At 70.4% G+C, this 15841-nt stretch carries 15 protein-coding genes and 1 tRNA gene; 10 read left to right on the top strand and 6 right to left on the bottom strand.

Going from position 1 to position 15841, the window contains the following annotated elements:
* Positions 1–40: 40 nt before the first annotated feature.
* From H7A73_RS07250 to H7A73_RS07230, 5 genes are all read right to left on the bottom strand, one after another.
* Positions 41–1738: a sensor histidine kinase gene (locus tag H7A73_RS07250; protein ID WP_110863081.1), complete on the bottom strand. Its 1698-nt coding sequence runs from the start codon at positions 1736–1738 to the stop codon at positions 41–43.
* A gap of 79 nt (positions 1739–1817) precedes the next feature.
* Entirely contained in the window at positions 1818–2513 is a 696-nt protein-coding gene (locus H7A73_RS07245; RefSeq protein ID WP_017888045.1) for a response regulator transcription factor, read from the bottom strand.
* A 51-nt stretch (positions 2514–2564) separates the two neighbouring features.
* On the bottom strand, positions 2565–4262 hold the full coding sequence (locus H7A73_RS07240; protein ID WP_182065322.1) for a DNA repair helicase XPB: 1698 nt from the start codon (positions 4260–4262) through the stop codon (positions 2565–2567).
* A 48-nt stretch (positions 4263–4310) separates the two neighbouring features.
* On the bottom strand, positions 4311–6077 hold the full coding sequence (locus tag H7A73_RS07235) for a helicase-associated domain-containing protein (protein WP_182065321.1): 1767 nt from the start codon (positions 6075–6077) through the stop codon (positions 4311–4313).
* A gap of 28 nt (positions 6078–6105) precedes the next feature.
* Positions 6106–6405, bottom strand: coding sequence for a multidrug ABC transporter ATPase (locus tag H7A73_RS07230; protein WP_182065320.1), 300 nt, complete (start codon positions 6403–6405; stop codon positions 6106–6108).
* A 55-nt stretch (positions 6406–6460) separates the two neighbouring features.
* Here H7A73_RS07230 and H7A73_RS07225 point away from each other — a divergent pair, with 55 nt between their 5' ends.
* Positions 6461–6838, top strand: coding sequence for a cold-shock protein (locus tag H7A73_RS07225; protein ID WP_017888041.1), 378 nt, complete (start codon positions 6461–6463; stop codon positions 6836–6838).
* Between the two features lie 4 nt (positions 6839–6842).
* Entirely contained in the window at positions 6843–7670 is an 828-nt protein-coding gene (locus tag H7A73_RS07220) for a DUF3027 domain-containing protein (RefSeq protein ID WP_182065319.1), read from the top strand.
* Between the two features lie 82 nt (positions 7671–7752).
* On the opposite strand, the gene serC is transcribed toward H7A73_RS07220, so the two are convergent.
* Positions 7753–8868 (bottom strand): phosphoserine transaminase, encoded by a 1116-nt coding sequence (gene serC, locus H7A73_RS07215; protein WP_182065318.1) that lies wholly within the window; start codon positions 8866–8868, stop codon positions 7753–7755.
* Positions 8869–9052: 184 nt separating this feature from the next.
* Between serC and H7A73_RS07210 the strand changes: the two genes are divergently transcribed.
* The 8 genes from H7A73_RS07210 (at position 9053) to H7A73_RS07175 (ending at position 15768) form a co-directional block, all read left to right on the top strand.
* Positions 9053–9748, top strand: a complete 696-nt coding sequence (locus tag H7A73_RS07210) for a metal-dependent transcriptional regulator (protein WP_182065317.1) — start codon at positions 9053–9055, stop codon at positions 9746–9748.
* Between the two features lie 242 nt (positions 9749–9990).
* A complete protein-coding gene (locus H7A73_RS18200; RefSeq protein ID WP_182065316.1) occupies positions 9991–10962 on the top strand; it encodes a C40 family peptidase in 972 nt (323 codons plus the stop codon).
* 352 nt (positions 10963–11314) lie between these two features.
* On the top strand, positions 11315–11809 hold the full coding sequence (locus H7A73_RS07200; protein ID WP_027466591.1) for an HNH endonuclease: 495 nt from the start codon (positions 11315–11317) through the stop codon (positions 11807–11809).
* 142 nt (positions 11810–11951) lie between these two features.
* Positions 11952–13055, top strand: coding sequence for an epoxide hydrolase family protein (locus H7A73_RS07195; protein ID WP_182065315.1), 1104 nt, complete (start codon positions 11952–11954; stop codon positions 13053–13055).
* Positions 13056–13068: 13 nt separating this feature from the next.
* Positions 13069–13140, top strand: a tRNA-Arg gene (locus H7A73_RS07190).
* Positions 13141–13213: 73 nt separating this feature from the next.
* Positions 13214–14656: an argininosuccinate synthase gene (gene argG, locus H7A73_RS07185; RefSeq protein ID WP_182065314.1), complete on the top strand. Its 1443-nt coding sequence runs from the start codon at positions 13214–13216 to the stop codon at positions 14654–14656.
* 274 nt (positions 14657–14930) lie between these two features.
* Positions 14931–15098, top strand: coding sequence for a hypothetical protein (locus tag H7A73_RS07180; protein ID WP_182065313.1), 168 nt, complete (start codon positions 14931–14933; stop codon positions 15096–15098).
* Positions 15099–15168: 70 nt separating this feature from the next.
* Entirely contained in the window at positions 15169–15768 is a 600-nt protein-coding gene (locus H7A73_RS07175) for a copper resistance protein CopC (protein WP_182065312.1), read from the top strand.
* The last annotated feature ends 73 nt before the right edge of the window (positions 15769–15841 follow it).

The following is a 15841-nucleotide window of genomic DNA, read 5'->3' as shown; positions in this document are numbered from 1 at the left end:
CCACTCGGCGGCCTCGAACGGGGTGTTGTGACCGTTCGGGTCAGGCGGCGAAGTCGCGGGGGAGCAGGGGGAGCCAGACGCGGAAGGTGGCGCCGCCGCCCTCGGTGTCGAAGACCTCGACCGAGCCGTGGTGCGCCGCGACGATACCGGACACGATGGCGAGCCCGAGGCCCGAGCCGCCGGTGTCGCGGGCGCGGGAGGTGTCCGCACGCCAGAAGCGCTGGAAGATCTTCTCGCGCAGCTGCGGCGGGATGCCCTCACCGTGGTCGATCACGTCGAGGTGCGCCATGCCACGCTCGTCGTCCACGCCGATGCCGATCTCGATCGGGTCATCGTTCGCCGTGAACCGCATGGCGTTGCCCATCAGGTTCGTGACGATCTGGCGGATCTTGTTCTCTTCCGCCAGGACGATCGGTGGGCGCTTCGGCAACACGACCGTGGGCAGCGGCGTGGTCTCGTCGGTCGGCGCGGCACCGGCGTCGATGTTCATGGCGCGGGTGCGACGGGCGCGCAGACGTGCGATGGTCTGGCGCGAGAACGCGATCGGGCCGGTGGTGTTCGCCGAGGTGGGCGACACGGGCGGTGCCTCGCCGGAGTCCGGAGAGCCGATGGACGACGACGACGCCGACGGACGGACGGCCTGGGGCACGCTCTCGCCGGTCAGGGAGTCCTCGACGAGGACCTGGATCTCGCGGTCCGGGTTGGAGGCCATCGTGTCGAGCGCCGAGTCACGGGCGATCGCGACGAGGTCGACCGGGCCGAGCTCGAGCGGCTTCGACTCGTCGATGCGCGCGAGCTGCAGCAGGTCCTGCACGAGCAGGCCCATCCGCTGCGCTTCCTTCTCGATGCGCTCCATCGCCTGGGCGACGTCCTCTTCCTTGCGCAGGGCACCCATGCGGTACAGCTCGGCGTACCCGCGCAGGGACACCAGCGGCGTGCGGAGCTCGTGCGAGGCGTCCCCGACGAACCGGCGCATCTGCGCGATGGTGCGCTCGCGGTCCTCGAACGCCGAGTCGATCCGCTCCAGCATGACGTTGAGGGAGCGGTTGAGGCGCCCGACCTCGGTGTTCGGGGTGTCGGCTTCGAGGCGCTGGTTGAAGTCACCCGCGGCGAACCGGGCGGCGGTGTCCTCGACGTCCCGCAGCGGGTCGAAGGTCGCGGTGACGAGCAGACGCGTGAGCATGGCGCCGAGCAGGATCACCGACGCACCGAACCCGAGGAAGATCGCGGTGAACTTGCCGATCGTCTCGTCGGTGCCGGCGCTGGAGACCGCGATGAGCACGTAGCCGGTCTCGGTGGTGCCGTCGGACTGGTTCTGCAGCGACGCCGGGATGATCTGGGCGCGCCACTCGTGGTTGTGCTGGCTGTCGTAGAGCGAGATGCGCTGGTTCGCCTGCGAGGCCTCGACCAGGGTGGCTTCGCGGACGTCTGGCCGGCTCGACGCCTTCGTTTGGCAGATCCGATCCCCGTCGGCGTCGTACGCGGCGACGTAGGCACTCTGCGAGACCACGACGGACAACTTGCAGTACTGCTCACCGTCACTGATGTTCTGACCCTCGAGCTGCTCGGTCGTCTGCTTGACCGTGTTGTCGAGCTGCTGCATGAGGTAGGTGGACAGCACCGTCATCGTGCCGAGTCCGGCGACGAGCAGTCCGAGCGCGACGAGGAGCACCGTGATCCCGGTGATCTTGGTGCGCAGGGAGATCCCGTCCCACCAGTGGTTCATTCGCGTGTGCATGCTGCCCCAACGATAGACAGCGGCCGCCCGGTGAAACCGGACGACCGCCGTGAAGTCGAGCCCCGGAGGACTCTCGGGCCTAGGAAGCCTTGGACGCCTTCAGCATGTAGCCGAAGCCGCGCTTGGTCTGGATGATCGGCTCGGCGGAGTACTGGTCGAGCTTGCGACGCAGGTACGAGATGTAGCTCTCGACGATGCCCGCGTCGCCGTTGAAGTCGTACTCCCACACGTGGTCGAGGATCTGCGCCTTCGACAGCACGCGGTTCGGGTTGAGCATGAGGTAGCGGAGCAGCTTGAACTCGGTGGGCGAGAGCTCGATCTGCGCGTCGCCGATCGTGACCTCGTGCGTGTCCTGGTCCATCGTGAGCTCGCCGGCGCGGATGATCGCGTCTTCCTCGTCGTTCATGGTGCGACGGAGGATCGCCTTGATGCGGGCGACGATCTCGTCGAGCGAGAACGGCTTGGTGACGTAGTCGTCGCCACCGACGGTGAGGCCGGTGATCTTGTCCTCGGTGTCGTCCTTCGCCGTCAGGAACAGGATCGGCGAGGTGTAGCCCGAGGAACGCAGGCGCTTGGTCACGCCGAAGCCGTTCATGTCGGGCAGCATCACGTCGAGGATGATGAGGTCCGGCTCTTCCTCGAGCACGGCGGAGATCGCCTGTGCCCCGTTGCCCACTGCACGCACGGCGAAGCCGGCGAAGCGCAACGAGGTCGTCAGGAGGTCGCGGATGTTCGGCTCGTCGTCGACGATCAGGATCTTGGGGCCATCGCTCATGGTCCTATCTTCTGACCGTTCCCTCGGGGTTTCCTGAGAGCGGTTCGTACGTCAGCCCACGGGCGTCTGGACCTGGTCGGCGTCCAGGATCGTGTACGAGTACCCCTGCTCCGCCAGGAACCGCTGCCGGTTCTGGGCGAAGTCCTGGTCCACGGTGTCCCGGGCCACGAGCGTGTAGAACGACGCGGGCAGGCCGTCCTTGTTCGGGCGGAGGAGCCGCCCGAGCCGCTGGGCTTCTTCCTGCCGGGAGCCGAACGAGCCGGAGACCTGGATGGCGACCGTCGCGTCGGGCAGGTCGATCGAGAAGTTCGCGACCTTCGAGACGACGAGCACGTCGACCTCGCCGGACCGGAACGCGTCGTAGAGCCGCTCCCGTTCGTCGACGGGTGTCGCTCCCGTGATCTCCGCGGCGTCGAGCGACGCGGCCAGTTCGTCGAGCTGGTCGATGTACTGCCCGATCACCAGGATCTGCTCACCGCGGTGCTTCTCGATGAGTTCCCGCACCACCGGCGTCTTCGCCGGCGACGTCGCGGCGAGCCGGTAGCGCTCGTCGTCGCTCGACGCCGCGTACTCCAGGCGGTCCTGGTGCGGCAGGTCGATGCGGACCTCGTAGCACGAGGCCGGCGAGATGTAGCCCTGCGCCTCGATCTCCTTCCACGGGGCGTCGTACCGCTTCGGCCCGATGAGCGAGAAGACGTCGCCCTCGCGGCCGTCCTCGCGCACGAGCGTCGCCGTCAGGCCCAGGCGTCGGCGAGCCTGCAGGTCGGCGGTCAGCTTGAACACCGGCGCCGGCAGCAGGTGCACCTCGTCGTAGACGATGAGGCCCCAGTCGAGGGCGTCGAGGAGCGACAGGTGCGTGTACTCGCCCTTCCGGCGGGCGGTGAGGATCTGGTAGGTCGCGATCGTGACCGGCCGGATCTCCTTGACGCTGCCCGAGTACTCGCCGATGTCCTCCGGCGTCAGGGTCGTGCGCTTGAGGAGCTCCGTGCGCCACTGCCGTGCCGAGACGGTGTTCGTGACGAGGATGAGCGTGGTCGCCTTGACGGTCGCCATCGCACCCGCGCCGACGAGCGTCTTGCCCGCGCCACAGGGCAGCACGACGACGCCGGAACCCTGGGCGAAGAACGTGTCGACCGCCTGCTCCTGGTACGGCCGCATGTGCCACTCGGCGGTGTCCAGGTCGATCGGGTGCGGCTGGCCCGGGGTGTAGCCCGCCAGGTCCTCCGCCGGCCAGCCGAGCTTGACGAGCTCCTGCTTGACCTGTCCGCGCGCCCACGGCTGCAGCTCGATCTCGGTCGGGGACCGCATGTCACCGAGCAACGGCTTGATGCGCTTCGACCGGATGACCTCGGCCAGCACCGATGGGTCCTCGGCGGTGAGGAGCAGGAGCGGCAGCCGCTCGAGTTCCTCGGTGGGGGAGTTCGCGATCACGGGGGCGTCGGGCCGTTCCTCGCGACGGATCACGAGTCGTCCGTATCGCGAGACCGTGTCGCGGATGTCGACCGTGACGCTCTGCGGCACGGGGAACTTCGCGAAGCGTTCCAGGGTGTCGATCATGGCCTCGGCGTCGTGCCCCGCGGCGCGCGCGTTCCAGAGTCCGAGGCGGGTGATCCGGTAGGTGTGCACGTGCTCGGGAGCGCGTTCGAGCTCGGCGAAGGCCGCGAGCTCGTGGCGTGCGTCCTCGGCGTCGGGGTGCGCGACCTCGAGGAGCACGGTGCGGTCGCTCTGCACGATCAGCGGTCCGTTCATGACCTGCCAGCCTAGCCGTCGGCACCTGCGTGCGGGTGACCGCGCGGCTCAGGCGTCGCTCTCGACCGACACGACGAGCGACAGCGGCAGGGTGCGTTCGACGTCGACTGCCGTGTCCCGCCCACGGACGCGTCCGGCCGCGACCGAGGTCGGCACGATCGAGAACGGCCGCTCCGAACCGTCCGGCATCCGGACGGTCACACGGATCGGCGTGCGTCCGCGCACGGCCAGGTCGATCTGCCGACCGAGCCACTCCTGCTCCGGCTCCGCGTCGCCGCGCTGCGTCGTCAGGCGGAGCCGTTCGACGAGTGCGTGCGCCGACTGTTCCGGCGAGCGTCCGGTGGGGCTGCGCCGGCCGGGAGGCCCGTGGTGCGCCTCGGGACGGGCTGCGGTCGTCAGGACGGCCGGGTAGCGCTGGTCCTCGAGCGCGGTGTGCACGACGTGCGGCGGGTAGCGCGTGGTCAGCGTCGTCAGGTCCGGCCGCTCCCACGCGAGCTGCCGGAGCTCGGCGTCCACCCCGACGAGGTCGAGCTGGTCGGCGGTGCCGCGGACCTCGGTCCCGACGCCGCCCGGTCCCCGGTCGACGACGATGCTGCCGTCGCGTCCGGCCACCTGGTCGATCAGGTAGGCGAGGGGCTGCGGGATCCCGGTGGCCGACAGCCGCCCGAGCAGGGACAGCAGGTCGTCGCGGGAGTGTCCGGCCCGGAACGCCGTGCGCAGGGTGTCCTCGGAGATGCGGTAGCGCGCCGCGAGCCCCGGTGCCTCGAGCACGGCGACGGTGCGCAGGGCGTCGTCGTCCACCGGCGCGAGCGGCCCCGGTGCGATGACGGTGAGGTCGTGCTGCAGGTAGACCCGTTCGACGGTGCCCGGCAGGTCGTCGGCGGCCTGCTCGGCGTCGCCGTCGAGGAGCGCCCGACCGGTGCTCGTCACGGTGCCGTCGACCGCCAGGCCGAGCGACGCCGCGGTGCCGGCGACGTCGAGCAGCAGGGCGTCGAGCCAGCGGGACCCCGCCGGGTACGCCCAGCGCCCGAGCGGCACGAGGTCGCGCAGGTCCCCGTCGGCCAGCTCCAGCACCTGGTGCACGGCGGGCGGGAGCGTGTCCGACCACGCGGCCACCAGCGACACCCAGCGCTCCGGCCAGCCGGCGAGCAACCACACGTGGCCGGCGTCGGTGACGATCCACCGCCCGGTGTCGGGGTCGGCGAACCCGATGTCGTCGAGCAGCGCCAGGCGACCGGCGACGAGCTCGGCGTCGGTGCCGATGCGCTCGGCGAGGGTGCGGGCGAGCGGCATGCCGATCCCGCCCTTGACGAGTTCGCGGACCGCGCCGGCGTCGACCGCCCGCAGCAGTTCGGCGAGCACGGTCATCGTCGCGAACGCCTGCTCCGCGCCGGTGGTGCGCGCACGCTCGAGCGCCGCGGCGTCGAGGGCGGGAGCAGCGGGGCGGACCTGCTCCGGGCCTCCAGGCTGCTCGTCGAGCGAGGTGAGGTCGGGGTGGGCGGCCACGCGTGCGGCGACCGCGTCGTCGACCGCGCCGTCCTCGTCGGCGAGGCCGAGCTCGATCGCGGGGCCGAGCGCGTCGACGGCGCCGCCGTCACGCAACGCGAGGATCGTGGCGCGCGGCAGGTGCTCGACGGCGGCGTCCACGGCGTCGTCGCTGCGGAGCGCCTCGGCGAGGTCGAAGAAGTCGGTGATGCGCTGCGGGCCGGTCTCGGCGAGTGCAGCGGTGGGGAGTCGCCTCGCCGCGACGAGGCGCTCGAGCGCATCGTCCGGCATCGCCCGGAGTCGGGCGGCGAGGTCGGCGGTGGTCGTCATCGTCCGGTGCCAGCGTCCGGGCCGGACGTCAGCGAGCCGTCCGGTTCGCTCGTGCGCGACGCGTCCAGGTGATGCCGAGGAGCGTGAAGACCAGCACCATGGCGATCGGGAAGCCGTAGAGCGGGATCGCCATGACCACCGGCCACGGCATCGAACCCTGGGCGGCGGGGGCGGTGAGCCACATGATGATCATCGCGACGAAGCAGAGCAGGCCGAGGATGATGATCCCACCGATCATGAACGCCAGAGCGCGTTCGGTACGATTGAACGTCACCGGGGGTTCTGCGGAGTCCTGCGGGTTCCCGGTTGATCGGGTCGGCTTGGCCATCGACCCAGGATATCCGACGCACCACGGCCGTACCACGACCTCGAGGAGTCCACGCATGCCCACCGGCAAGGTCAAGTTCTACGACGACGACAAGGGCTTCGGCTTCATCACCGGAGACGACGGCGACCAGGTGTTCCTGCACGCGTCCTCGCTGCCCGACGGCGTCGTGACCGTCAAGGCCGGCACGCGGCTCGAGTACGGCGTCGTCCAGGGCAAGAAGGGGTCGCAGGCGTTGTCCGTGCGGCTTCTCGAGCCCCAGCCGTCGCTGTCGCGGATGACCCGTCGCTCCGCGGACGACATGGCCGTGATCGTCGAGGACCTGGTGAAGGAACTCGACCGGATCAGCGGAGACCTCCGCCACGGCCGCTACCCGAAGAACGGCGATCGCATCGCCGCCATCCTGCGGCACGTCGCAGACCAGTTGGAGGCGTGACCCCATGACCGAGTCCGAGACAGCAGGGGCCGAGACGGCTCCCGACGCAGTGTCCGTCGACGCAGCGTCCATCGACGCAGCGTCAGTTGACGCAGCGTCCATCGACTACACCGACCTGGCGCGCGAGGCGTTGCTCGAGGTCACCCCGGAGTCGACCGTCGGTGCCCCCGTCGGCACGGTGGACGAAGGGGACGGCGTCGTGTCCGTCCTGTTCGCCAACCGGCTGCCCGGCTACCCCGGGTGGCGGTGGACCGTCAGCGTCGCCAAGGTCGGCGACGACGAACCGACCGTGCTCGAGGTCGAGCTGATGCCCGGGGACGGCTCGCTCGTCGCGCCGGAGTGGGTGCCGTGGTCCGAGCGGCTGGCCGAGTACCGGGCGGCGCAGGAGCACGAGGGCGAGGACGGCACCGGGGACGCGTCGGACGAGGACTCGGACGAGGACTACGACGACGAGTCGGATGACGATGAGGACGACGACGAGGACTCGGACGAGGACGACGACTACGACGACGAGGACGACGACGAGTCGGACGACGACGAGTCGGACGACGACGACGATGACGACGAGTTCGACGCCGACGAGGACGACCTCGACGAGTCGGACGACGACGACATCGAGGGTGTGGACGTCGATGCGCTCGCCGACGTGAGCGGCACCGACACCGGCGCCGGCACCGACAGCACCGCCGCTGCATCGGCCGCCGAGGACGAGGCCCCGCAACCGGCCCGTCGTCGCCGTGCCCGTCGCGTGCAGCCGTTCGAGCCCGACGCCGATCTCGAGGTCGACCAGCTCGACGCCGGCGAGACCGACCCGGGCTTCCACCGCGCCTGATCCACCCGGACCGACGAACGGGCCCGGCACCACCGATCCGGTGGTGCCGGGCCCGTTCTGGTTCCGGCGGGTGTCCCCGGGATCAGCGCAGGGCGTCGATCGTGAAGTCGATCGCGCGCACGAGCTTCGCGACGTCGTCCGGGTCGATCGCGGTGAACGTCGCGACGCGCAGCTGGTTGCGGCCCAGCTTCCGGTACGGCTCGGTGTCGACGATGCCGTTCGCACGCAGGGTCGCGGCCACGGCCTTGGCGTCGATCGAGTCGTCGAGGTCGATCGTGGCGACGACCTGGGACCGAGCGGCGGGGTCGGAGACGAACGGGGTCGCGGAGTCGCTGGCCTCGGCCCAGTCGTAGATGGTCGACGACGAGGTCCTCGTGCGGAGGTCCGCCCACGCCAGGCCGCCGGACTCGTTCGTCCACCGCACCTGCTCGTCGAGGAGCAGCAGCGTGGAGATCGCCGGGGTGTTCAGGGTCTGGTCCAGGCGCGAGTTGTCGACGGCGTTCTTGAGCGACAGGAACTCCGGGATGTACCGGTCGGAGGCGGCGATCCGCTCGATCCGCTCGATCGCTGCGGGGGAGAGCAGCGCCAGCCACAGGCCGCCGTCCGAGGCGAAGTTCTTCTGCGGGGCGAAGTAGTAGACGTCGGTGGCGCTGACGTCGAACAGGGCACCGCCGGCGGCGCTGGTCGCGTCGACGACGGTGAGGGCGCCGGCGTCACCGGTCGCGCGGACGACCGGGGCCATGACGCCCGTCGAGGTCTCGTTGTGCGGGTAGGCGTAGACGTCCACGCCCTCCACGGGCTCGAGTGCGGCGAGGGAACCACCGGGTGCCTCGACGACGTGCGGGGCCTCGAGCCACGGGGCGGCTGCGGCCTTGGCGAACTTCGACCCGAACTCGCCGAAGGACAGGTTCTCGGCACGGCGTTCGATGAGGCCGAACGCGGCGGCGTCCCAGAACGCGGTCGAACCGCCGTTGCCGAGGACGACCTCGTAGCCCTCGGGGATCTGGAACAGGTCGGCGAGGCCGGAGCGGACGCTGCCGACCAGGTCCTTCACGGGCTTCTGGCGGTGCGAGGTGCCGAGGATCGTGGCGCCGCGCGTCACGAGGGACTCGAGCTGGGCACCGCGGATCTTCGACGGACCGCAGCCGAAGCGACCGTCGGTGGGGAGAAGTTCGGCCGGGATGACGATGTCTGCCATGCACCGATCCTACCGACGAGGATCCGCCTGCCCGAGCCCGTGTACCGGCCGGACGGGGAGGGTTCGGCCCACCCGACCACCGCGTCGGATGACCCTTTCTCAGGTGCACCCGGGCGCCGGTCGGTGTTCGTCGGTGCGAACAAGTAGTGTGGTCGGCGCTGGGCCCAGACATGAGAGGCGGACCGTGACCGATCTCGTCGACACCACGGAGATGTACCTTCGCACCATCCTCGACCTCGAGGAAGAGGCGATCGTGCCGCTGCGCGCGCGCATCTCCGAGCGCCTCGGACACTCGGGCCCGACGGTCTCGCAGACCATCGCCCGCATGGAGCGTGACGGCCTGGTCGTCGTCTCCGGTGACCGCCACCTGGAGCTCACCGACGAAGGTCGTTCCCGCGCCACCCACGTGATGCGCAAGCACCGCCTGGCCGAACGCCTGCTGGCCGACGTCATCGGACTCGACTGGGCCTTCGTGCACGACGAGGCCTGCCGGTGGGAGCACGTCATGAGCGAGCAGGTCGAGGTCCGCCTGCTCGAGATGCTCGGCAACCCGACCGAGTCGCCGTACGGCAACCCGATCCCCGGACTGGCAGAGATCGGTGGCCCCGCGGCAGCCGGCTTCCTCGACGGCGTCCAGAACATCGTCGCCGCGACCGAGGGCACCGACGCCGTCACGACCGGCGTGGTCCGACGCCTGGGCGAGCCCGTGCAGTTCGAACCGGAGCTCCTGCACCAGCTCCGCACCGCGGGCGTCATGCCCGGACGCATCGCGAGCGTGCAGCGGGCGGGCGCCTACGTCGCGGTCCGCGTCGAGGGCGAGGACTCGGGCATCGAGCTGCCCATCGAGGTCGCGCAGCACGTCTACATCGAGCGCGACTGACCCTTCGCGGTCCTCCCTGAGAGTCTTTACCGATTCGTTACCCACGGGGCGTTTGGTCTCGACACGGTAACGGTGCCTCCGTACACTCGTCCGAGTCGCCGCGCTGCCCCTGAGCCGGTGACCCGTGGCAGGACGTCTCGAACCCGTCTCCTGCCTCGATCGGAAACGATGACGAACGGATGGGGTTGCACACCGCCGGACACCCACGGCGGCGTGATGACGAGACGTTGGAGACACACCTCTTGACGCAGACCGGTACCGCCGCGGACGACCAGACGCCCGCGAACCCGACGAACACCGAGAACGCCACCACCGCCCCGCTCACCCGGCGGGCCGTGCGCGAGACCGAGGGCCGCCCGGTCCGCACGGTCGTGCCGGTGCGCTCCGCCCCGCTGCCCGGTGGTCGCCGTGCCGCGCAGGCCGCCGCAGCCGCGAGCACGGCGAAGGCCAGCTCGTCGTCGCGCAAGCGCAAGTTCCTCGCGCCGGTCGTCCTCACCGTGGCCGCGGGCATGTTCGGCACGGTCGCGGTCGCCCCGGCCTTCGCCGCGACGACCTCCAGCAACTCGACGGCCGTCGCCGACGCCCAGCGGCAGGCCCGTGCCACGCAGAGCCAGGAGCTGTCGGTCTCCGACGCCGTGGCGCTGGCCGACACGAGCCGTGACGGCTACGGCGCGACGTCGACCGCGACGCTCGACGCCGAGAAGGCCGCGAAGCAGGCCGCCGCCGACCAGGCCGCCGCAGCGAAGGAAGCCGCCGAGCAGGCCGAACAGACGGAGACCGCCCGCGCCGCGACCGCGAAGCAGTACTCCTCGTACACCGGGCCCACGGCCGCCGAGTACGCGGCCAGCTCCTCCGCCGCCGACACCCCGTTCTCGCTGCCGGCCGTGGTCGCCACCGGCAAGCAGTACATCGGCACCCCGTACGTCTTCGGTGGCGCGGACCCGTCGGGCTTCGACTGCTCCGGCTTCATCATGTTCGTGTACGCCCAGTACGGCATCAACCTCGCGCACTCCGTGCCGCTGCAGGACCAGGCCGGCACCACGATCCCCGAGTCCGAGGCGCAGCCCGGTGACGTCGTCATCTTCAACAACGAGGCGCACGACGGCTTCTACATGGGGAACGGCATGATCATGGACGCCCCGAAGCCCGGTGGCACCGTGCAGATCCGTCCGATCTGGACGAGCGACTACCACATCGTTCGTTTCGGCATCTAGCGACCACTGCCCCTCCGGCGTGTGAACTTCACCGGAACCGGCCTGCGCACCCTCGTGCCGGGCCGGTTTCTGGGTTAACCTGACGCTGCACCGGTCCGCACCGGCGCGAACAGGAGACCCTCATGTCGATGTTCCGCACGACCCGCACCATGGGTCGGCGCGCGCGCGTCGACATATGGTCGAGCACAGCCTGCGTGCACGAGCACGCCCCTGCATGACGAGAGCACTGCCCATCCGGGTGGTGCTCTTCGTGGTTCCAGGGGTGTGAACAGGTCGTCCTCACCCGTTCGCGTCGTCGGTCCGACGCACCCGCAGCGCCTGGAAGCCGTCCAGGCACGTCGGAAGGGAACCCATGCGCACTCTCGTCCTCAACGCCGGTTACGAGCCCCTCGCGGTGATCTCGTTCCGACGAGCCCTCGTGCTGGTCATGAACCAGAAGGCCGCCATCGTCGCGGCCGACGTCGAACACCCGGTCACCGGGTCGACGTCGAGCTACGACCGTCCGTCCGTCATCATCCTCACCCGCTACGTGCGCATCCCGCACTCCCGCCTCGTGCCGGTGTCCCGTCGCGGTGTGCTGCGTCGGGACGGCAACCACTGTGCCTACTGCGGCCGGCACGCCACCACGATCGACCACGTGCAGCCGCGGTCGCGCGGTGGGCAGGACTCGTGGGAGAACCTCGTCGCCTGCTGCCTGGCCTGCAACAACACCAAGGGTGACCGCACCCCGCAGGAGATGGGGTGGCGCCTCCGGTTCCCGCCGAAGGTGCCGCACGGGTCCTCGTGGGTCGTGCGCGGCATCGAGCGCCCGCAGGCGGAGTGGGACGAGTACCTCGTGGCCGCGTAGCGGCCGCAACCGGTGAGCAGAAGACGCCGGGTCGCCGTCTGCCACCCGGCATCTTCTGCTCACGCGACGGACTGGAGGCCCGTGGTGATGCCGCCACGGGCCTCCAGTCCGCCTGTCGGCGGCGCCGACTAGCGTCGCCGGCATGGGCGAGACACCGCACATCGACGACGCGACCATCGACGACCTGCGCGCTCGGCTGCGCGCGACGCGCTGGCCGGATGCACCCGCCGGGGTCGGCTGGTCGCTCGGCGTGGACCTCGACGTCCTCCGCCCACTCGTCGAGTACTGGGCCGACGGGTTCGACTTCGACACGCACCGTGCCGGGCTCGCCGCCCTGCCCTCTCGTCGTGTCGTCGTCGACGGCATCGGCATCCACGTGCTGCACGCTCGCGCTTCCCAGCCCGACGCGCTGCCGGTCCTGCTCGCGCACGGCTGGCCGGACTCCGGGTGGCGGTACCGCAAGGTACTGCCGATGCTCGTCGACGCCGGGTTCGACGTCGTCGTGCCGGACATGCCCGGGTACGGCTTCTCGGAGGCACCACCGCAGGTGCTCGACGCCCGGCAGGTGGCCGACATGTGGGCGGCACTGATGACGGACCTCGGGTACGAGCGGTTCGCGGTGTCCGGCGGCGACATCGGCACACACGTCGCCCGCTACCTGGCGCTCGACCACCCCGATCGGGTCGTCGCCGTGCACCGGATCGACGGCGGGCTCGCCTGGCCGGGGCTGGACGTGTCGACGCTGTCGGCAGCGGAGCGGGAGTTCGTCGCCGCGACCGGCCGCTGGCGCACCGCCGAGGGCGCCTACGCGATGCTGCACCGGACGAAGCCGCAGACCGCGGCCGTCGGGCTGAACGACTCACCCGCGGGGCTGGCCGCCTGGATCGTCGAGAAGCTCCGGGCGTGGAGCGACTGCGACGGGGACCTGTGGTCGGTCTACACGCGCGACGAGGTCCTGGCGCTGCTCACCGAGTACTGGGCCACCGCCACGATCGGCTCAGCGATGCGGATGTACCACGCGAACGCGGCGATCCCGGCGGATCAGTTGGAACGACGCGTCGAGGTGCCGTCCGGGTTCTCGATCTTCCCCGGTGACATCGTGCGGGCGCCGCGGGAGTGGCTCGAGCGCACCACGAACCTCGTGTTCCACCACGAACTCGACCGCGGCGGGCACTTCGCGCCGTTCGAGCAGCCCGACCTGTTCGTCGACGAACTGCAGGCGTTCCTGCAGGGCTTCCGCCGCTAGAGTGGACGAGCCAGCCTCTGTAGCTCAATGGAAGAGCAGTTCCGTCCTAAGGAAACGGTTGGGGGTTCGAGTCCCTCCAGGGGCACTTTGCAGGGGAGTTCTCCACAACCGTCGCGCTGGACGGTAGGGATCCCCGGTCTCCCCGTACGATTGACCCCGTGTCCAAGGTCCTGAGCAGTCTCCCCGTCGGCGAACGAGTCGGCATCGCGTTCTCAGGGGGTCTCGACACCTCCTGCGCCGTTGCCTGGATGCGCGAGAAGGGAGCGATCCCCTGCACGTACACGGCCGACATCGGCCAGTACGACGAGCCGGACATCGACGCCGTCCCGAGTCGCGCCCACGAGTACGGCGCGGAGATCGCCCGACTGGTCGACGCGAAGAGCGCCCTGGTCGAAGAAGGCCTGGTCGCCCTGCAGACCGGCGCGTTCCACATCCGCTCCGGCGGCAAGACGTACTTCAACACGACGCCGCTCGGCCGCGCGGTCACGGGCACGATGCTCGTCCGCGCGATGAAGGAAGACGGCGTCGACATCTGGGGCGACGGCTCCACCTACAAGGGCAACGACATCGAGCGGTTCTACCGCTACGGCCTGATGGCCAACCCGCGTCTGCGCGTCTACAAGCCGTGGCTCGACTCCGAGTTCGTCGAGGAGCTCGGCGGCCGCAAGGAGATGAGCGAGTGGCTCGTTGCCCGCGGGTTCCCGTACCGCGACTCCACCGAGAAGGCGTACTCGACCGACGCGAACATCTGGGGCGCGACGCACGAGGCGAAGAGCCTCGAAGAGCTGTCGAGCGGCCTGGACATCGTCGAGCCGATCATGGGCGTCGCCGCCTGGCGTGACGACGTCGAGGTCGCGACCGAGATCGTGAGCGTCCGGTTCGAGGCCGGTCGCCCCGTCGCGATCAACGGTGTCGAGTACACGGACGCCGTCGCCCTGGTCTACGAGGCGAACGCCATCGGTGGCCGCCACGGCCTGGGTGCGTCCGACCAGATCGAGAACCGCATCATCGAGGCGAAGAGCCGCGGCATCTACGAGGCACCGGGCATGGCGCTGCTGCACATCGCCTACGAGCGCCTGCTCAACGCGATCCACAACGAGGACACGGTCGCCTCGTACCACAACGAGGGCCGCCGTCTCGGTCGCCTGATGTACGAGGGCCGCTGGCTGGACCCGCAGTCCCTCATGCTCCGCGAGTCACTGCAGCGCTGGGTCGCCTCCGCCGTCACCGGCGAGGTCACGCTGCGCCTGCGTCGTGGTGACGACTACACGATCCTCGACACGACGGGTCCGGCGCTGTCCTACCACCCGGACAAGCTGTCGATGGAACGCGTCGGCGACGCCGCGTTCGGCCCGGACGACCGCATCGGCCAGCTCACCATGCGCAACCTCGACATCGCGGACTCCCGTTCGCGGCTCGAGCAGTACGCAGCCTCCGGTCTCATCGGCGGCGCGACGGCCGAGCTCGTCGGTGAGCTCGAGGCTGGCGAGGCCGAGGAGATCCTCGGCGGTGCCATCGTCGCGTCCGACGCTGAGGACGCCATGGGCCGTCGCACCGACCTGGCCTCCGAGGGCGCGGCCTTCGACTCGGGCACCGACTGACCGAGCGGAACCGCGCCGTGGGCGCGACTCCTTGATGACGGGAGGCTCGGCGCCAGCTGGCACCGAGCCTCCCGTCTGCCGTCGGCGGGTGACCCCGTCGGCCGAGAAGCGCACTGCGTTCGACGCAGTGCTCCCCAGCCCCTAGCGTGGAGGAACCGGGTCGGTCATCAGGGATCCGTCGTCACGATGCTCCTCACGTCCTGTGAGGTCTGGCACAGCGGGTCGACCCGGTCGGATCCGAGATGCGCATCATCTCGACGAAGGGCTGGTCGTCATGACCGCCAGAATGCCGATCGACTGGCACCGCCACGGACTCCGTTCGCCCGAAGACCTCGCCGCGCTCGTCGCCGAACGCCTCGAGGGGACGGGCCACCAGCTGATGAGCGTCGGCGACGTCCGCTGGGAGCCGTCCTACGCCGACTTCCTCGGCGAGCAGCTCTGACCGCGAACGACGCTGACCCTCGGGTTCCGACCCCAGCTGGTCGTCGCTTCACCATCGGTAGAGTCTGCGCATGCGCACAGCCCGAACCACGGCAGCGGCACTGGCGATCGTCGCGGCGGGACTGCTGACGCTCGTCGGTGTCCAGCCCGCGTCGGCCCACTCGGCCCTGACCAGCAGCACCCCGGCGGACGGGGCGGTCGTCACCGAACCGCTCGAGTCCGTCGATCTGACCTTCTCCGAGGCGCCGCTCGCCGGCCTCGACGCCGGACTCCGGATCCAGGTGACCGACGCTTCCGGCACCGAGGTCGCCACGGGTGACGTGACGGTCTCCGGGACGACCATGCGCCGCGCGGTCGACCTCGACCAGGGCGCCTACACGGTGCTCTGGCGGTACGTGTCGCCCGACGGCCATCCGATCGAGGGCACGCTCGCGTTCGAGTACCGGGCCGCAGCGCCCGTGTCGACCCCGAGCGCGAGCGTCACCCCGACCCCGACGGCGAGCAGCACGCCGACACCGAGTGCCACCGCGACGGCCACCGGAGCCTCGGACGGTGCTCCGTCCTCGTCGCCGGGGATCGCGCCGGGCGTGTGGATCGGCCTCGGCGCCGGAGCCGTCCTGGTGGCCGGCGCGGTCGTCGTGCTGCTGCTGCGGCGCGGCCGCAGCGCGTAGCGCGCGGCGCCAGCCCACTCCGTGAGCAGAAGCGGTCGGGTCGCAGGCGCGCACCCGACCGTTCCTGCTCACG

This window comes from Curtobacterium sp. ME12 (assembly GCF_903970855.1).
GTDB classification, from domain to species: domain Bacteria; phylum Actinomycetota; class Actinomycetes; order Actinomycetales; family Microbacteriaceae; genus Curtobacterium; species Curtobacterium poinsettiae_A.
Note: the sequence above shows the minus strand (reverse complement) of the source record. Positions and strands in the feature narration are given on the sequence as shown.

Coding starts and splice junctions, on each gene's coding strand:
- H7A73_RS07220 (WP_182065319.1), top strand. CDS start 6,843: ATGACCGAGTCCGAGACAGCAGGGGCCGAGACGGCTCCCGACGCAGTG.
- H7A73_RS07235 (WP_182065321.1), bottom strand. CDS start 6,077: ATGACGACCACCGCCGACCTCGCCGCCCGACTCCGGGCGATGCCGGAC.
- H7A73_RS07240 (WP_182065322.1), bottom strand. CDS start 4,262: ATGAACGGACCGCTGATCGTGCAGAGCGACCGCACCGTGCTCCTCGAG.
- H7A73_RS07230 (WP_182065320.1), bottom strand. CDS start 6,405: ATGGCCAAGCCGACCCGATCAACCGGGAACCCGCAGGACTCCGCAGAA.
- H7A73_RS07180 (WP_182065313.1), top strand. CDS start 14,931: ATGACCGCCAGAATGCCGATCGACTGGCACCGCCACGGACTCCGTTCG.
- H7A73_RS07250 (WP_110863081.1), bottom strand. CDS start 1,738: ATGCACACGCGAATGAACCACTGGTGGGACGGGATCTCCCTGCGCACC.
- H7A73_RS07195 (WP_182065315.1), top strand. CDS start 11,952: ATGGGCGAGACACCGCACATCGACGACGCGACCATCGACGACCTGCGC.
- serC (WP_182065318.1), bottom strand. CDS start 8,868: ATGGCAGACATCGTCATCCCGGCCGAACTTCTCCCCACCGACGGTCGC.
- H7A73_RS07245 (WP_017888045.1), bottom strand. CDS start 2,513: ATGAGCGATGGCCCCAAGATCCTGATCGTCGACGACGAGCCGAACATC.
- H7A73_RS07200 (WP_027466591.1), top strand. CDS start 11,315: ATGCGCACTCTCGTCCTCAACGCCGGTTACGAGCCCCTCGCGGTGATC.
- H7A73_RS07175 (WP_182065312.1), top strand. CDS start 15,169: ATGCGCACAGCCCGAACCACGGCAGCGGCACTGGCGATCGTCGCGGCG.
- H7A73_RS07225 (WP_017888041.1), top strand. CDS start 6,461: ATGCCCACCGGCAAGGTCAAGTTCTACGACGACGACAAGGGCTTCGGC.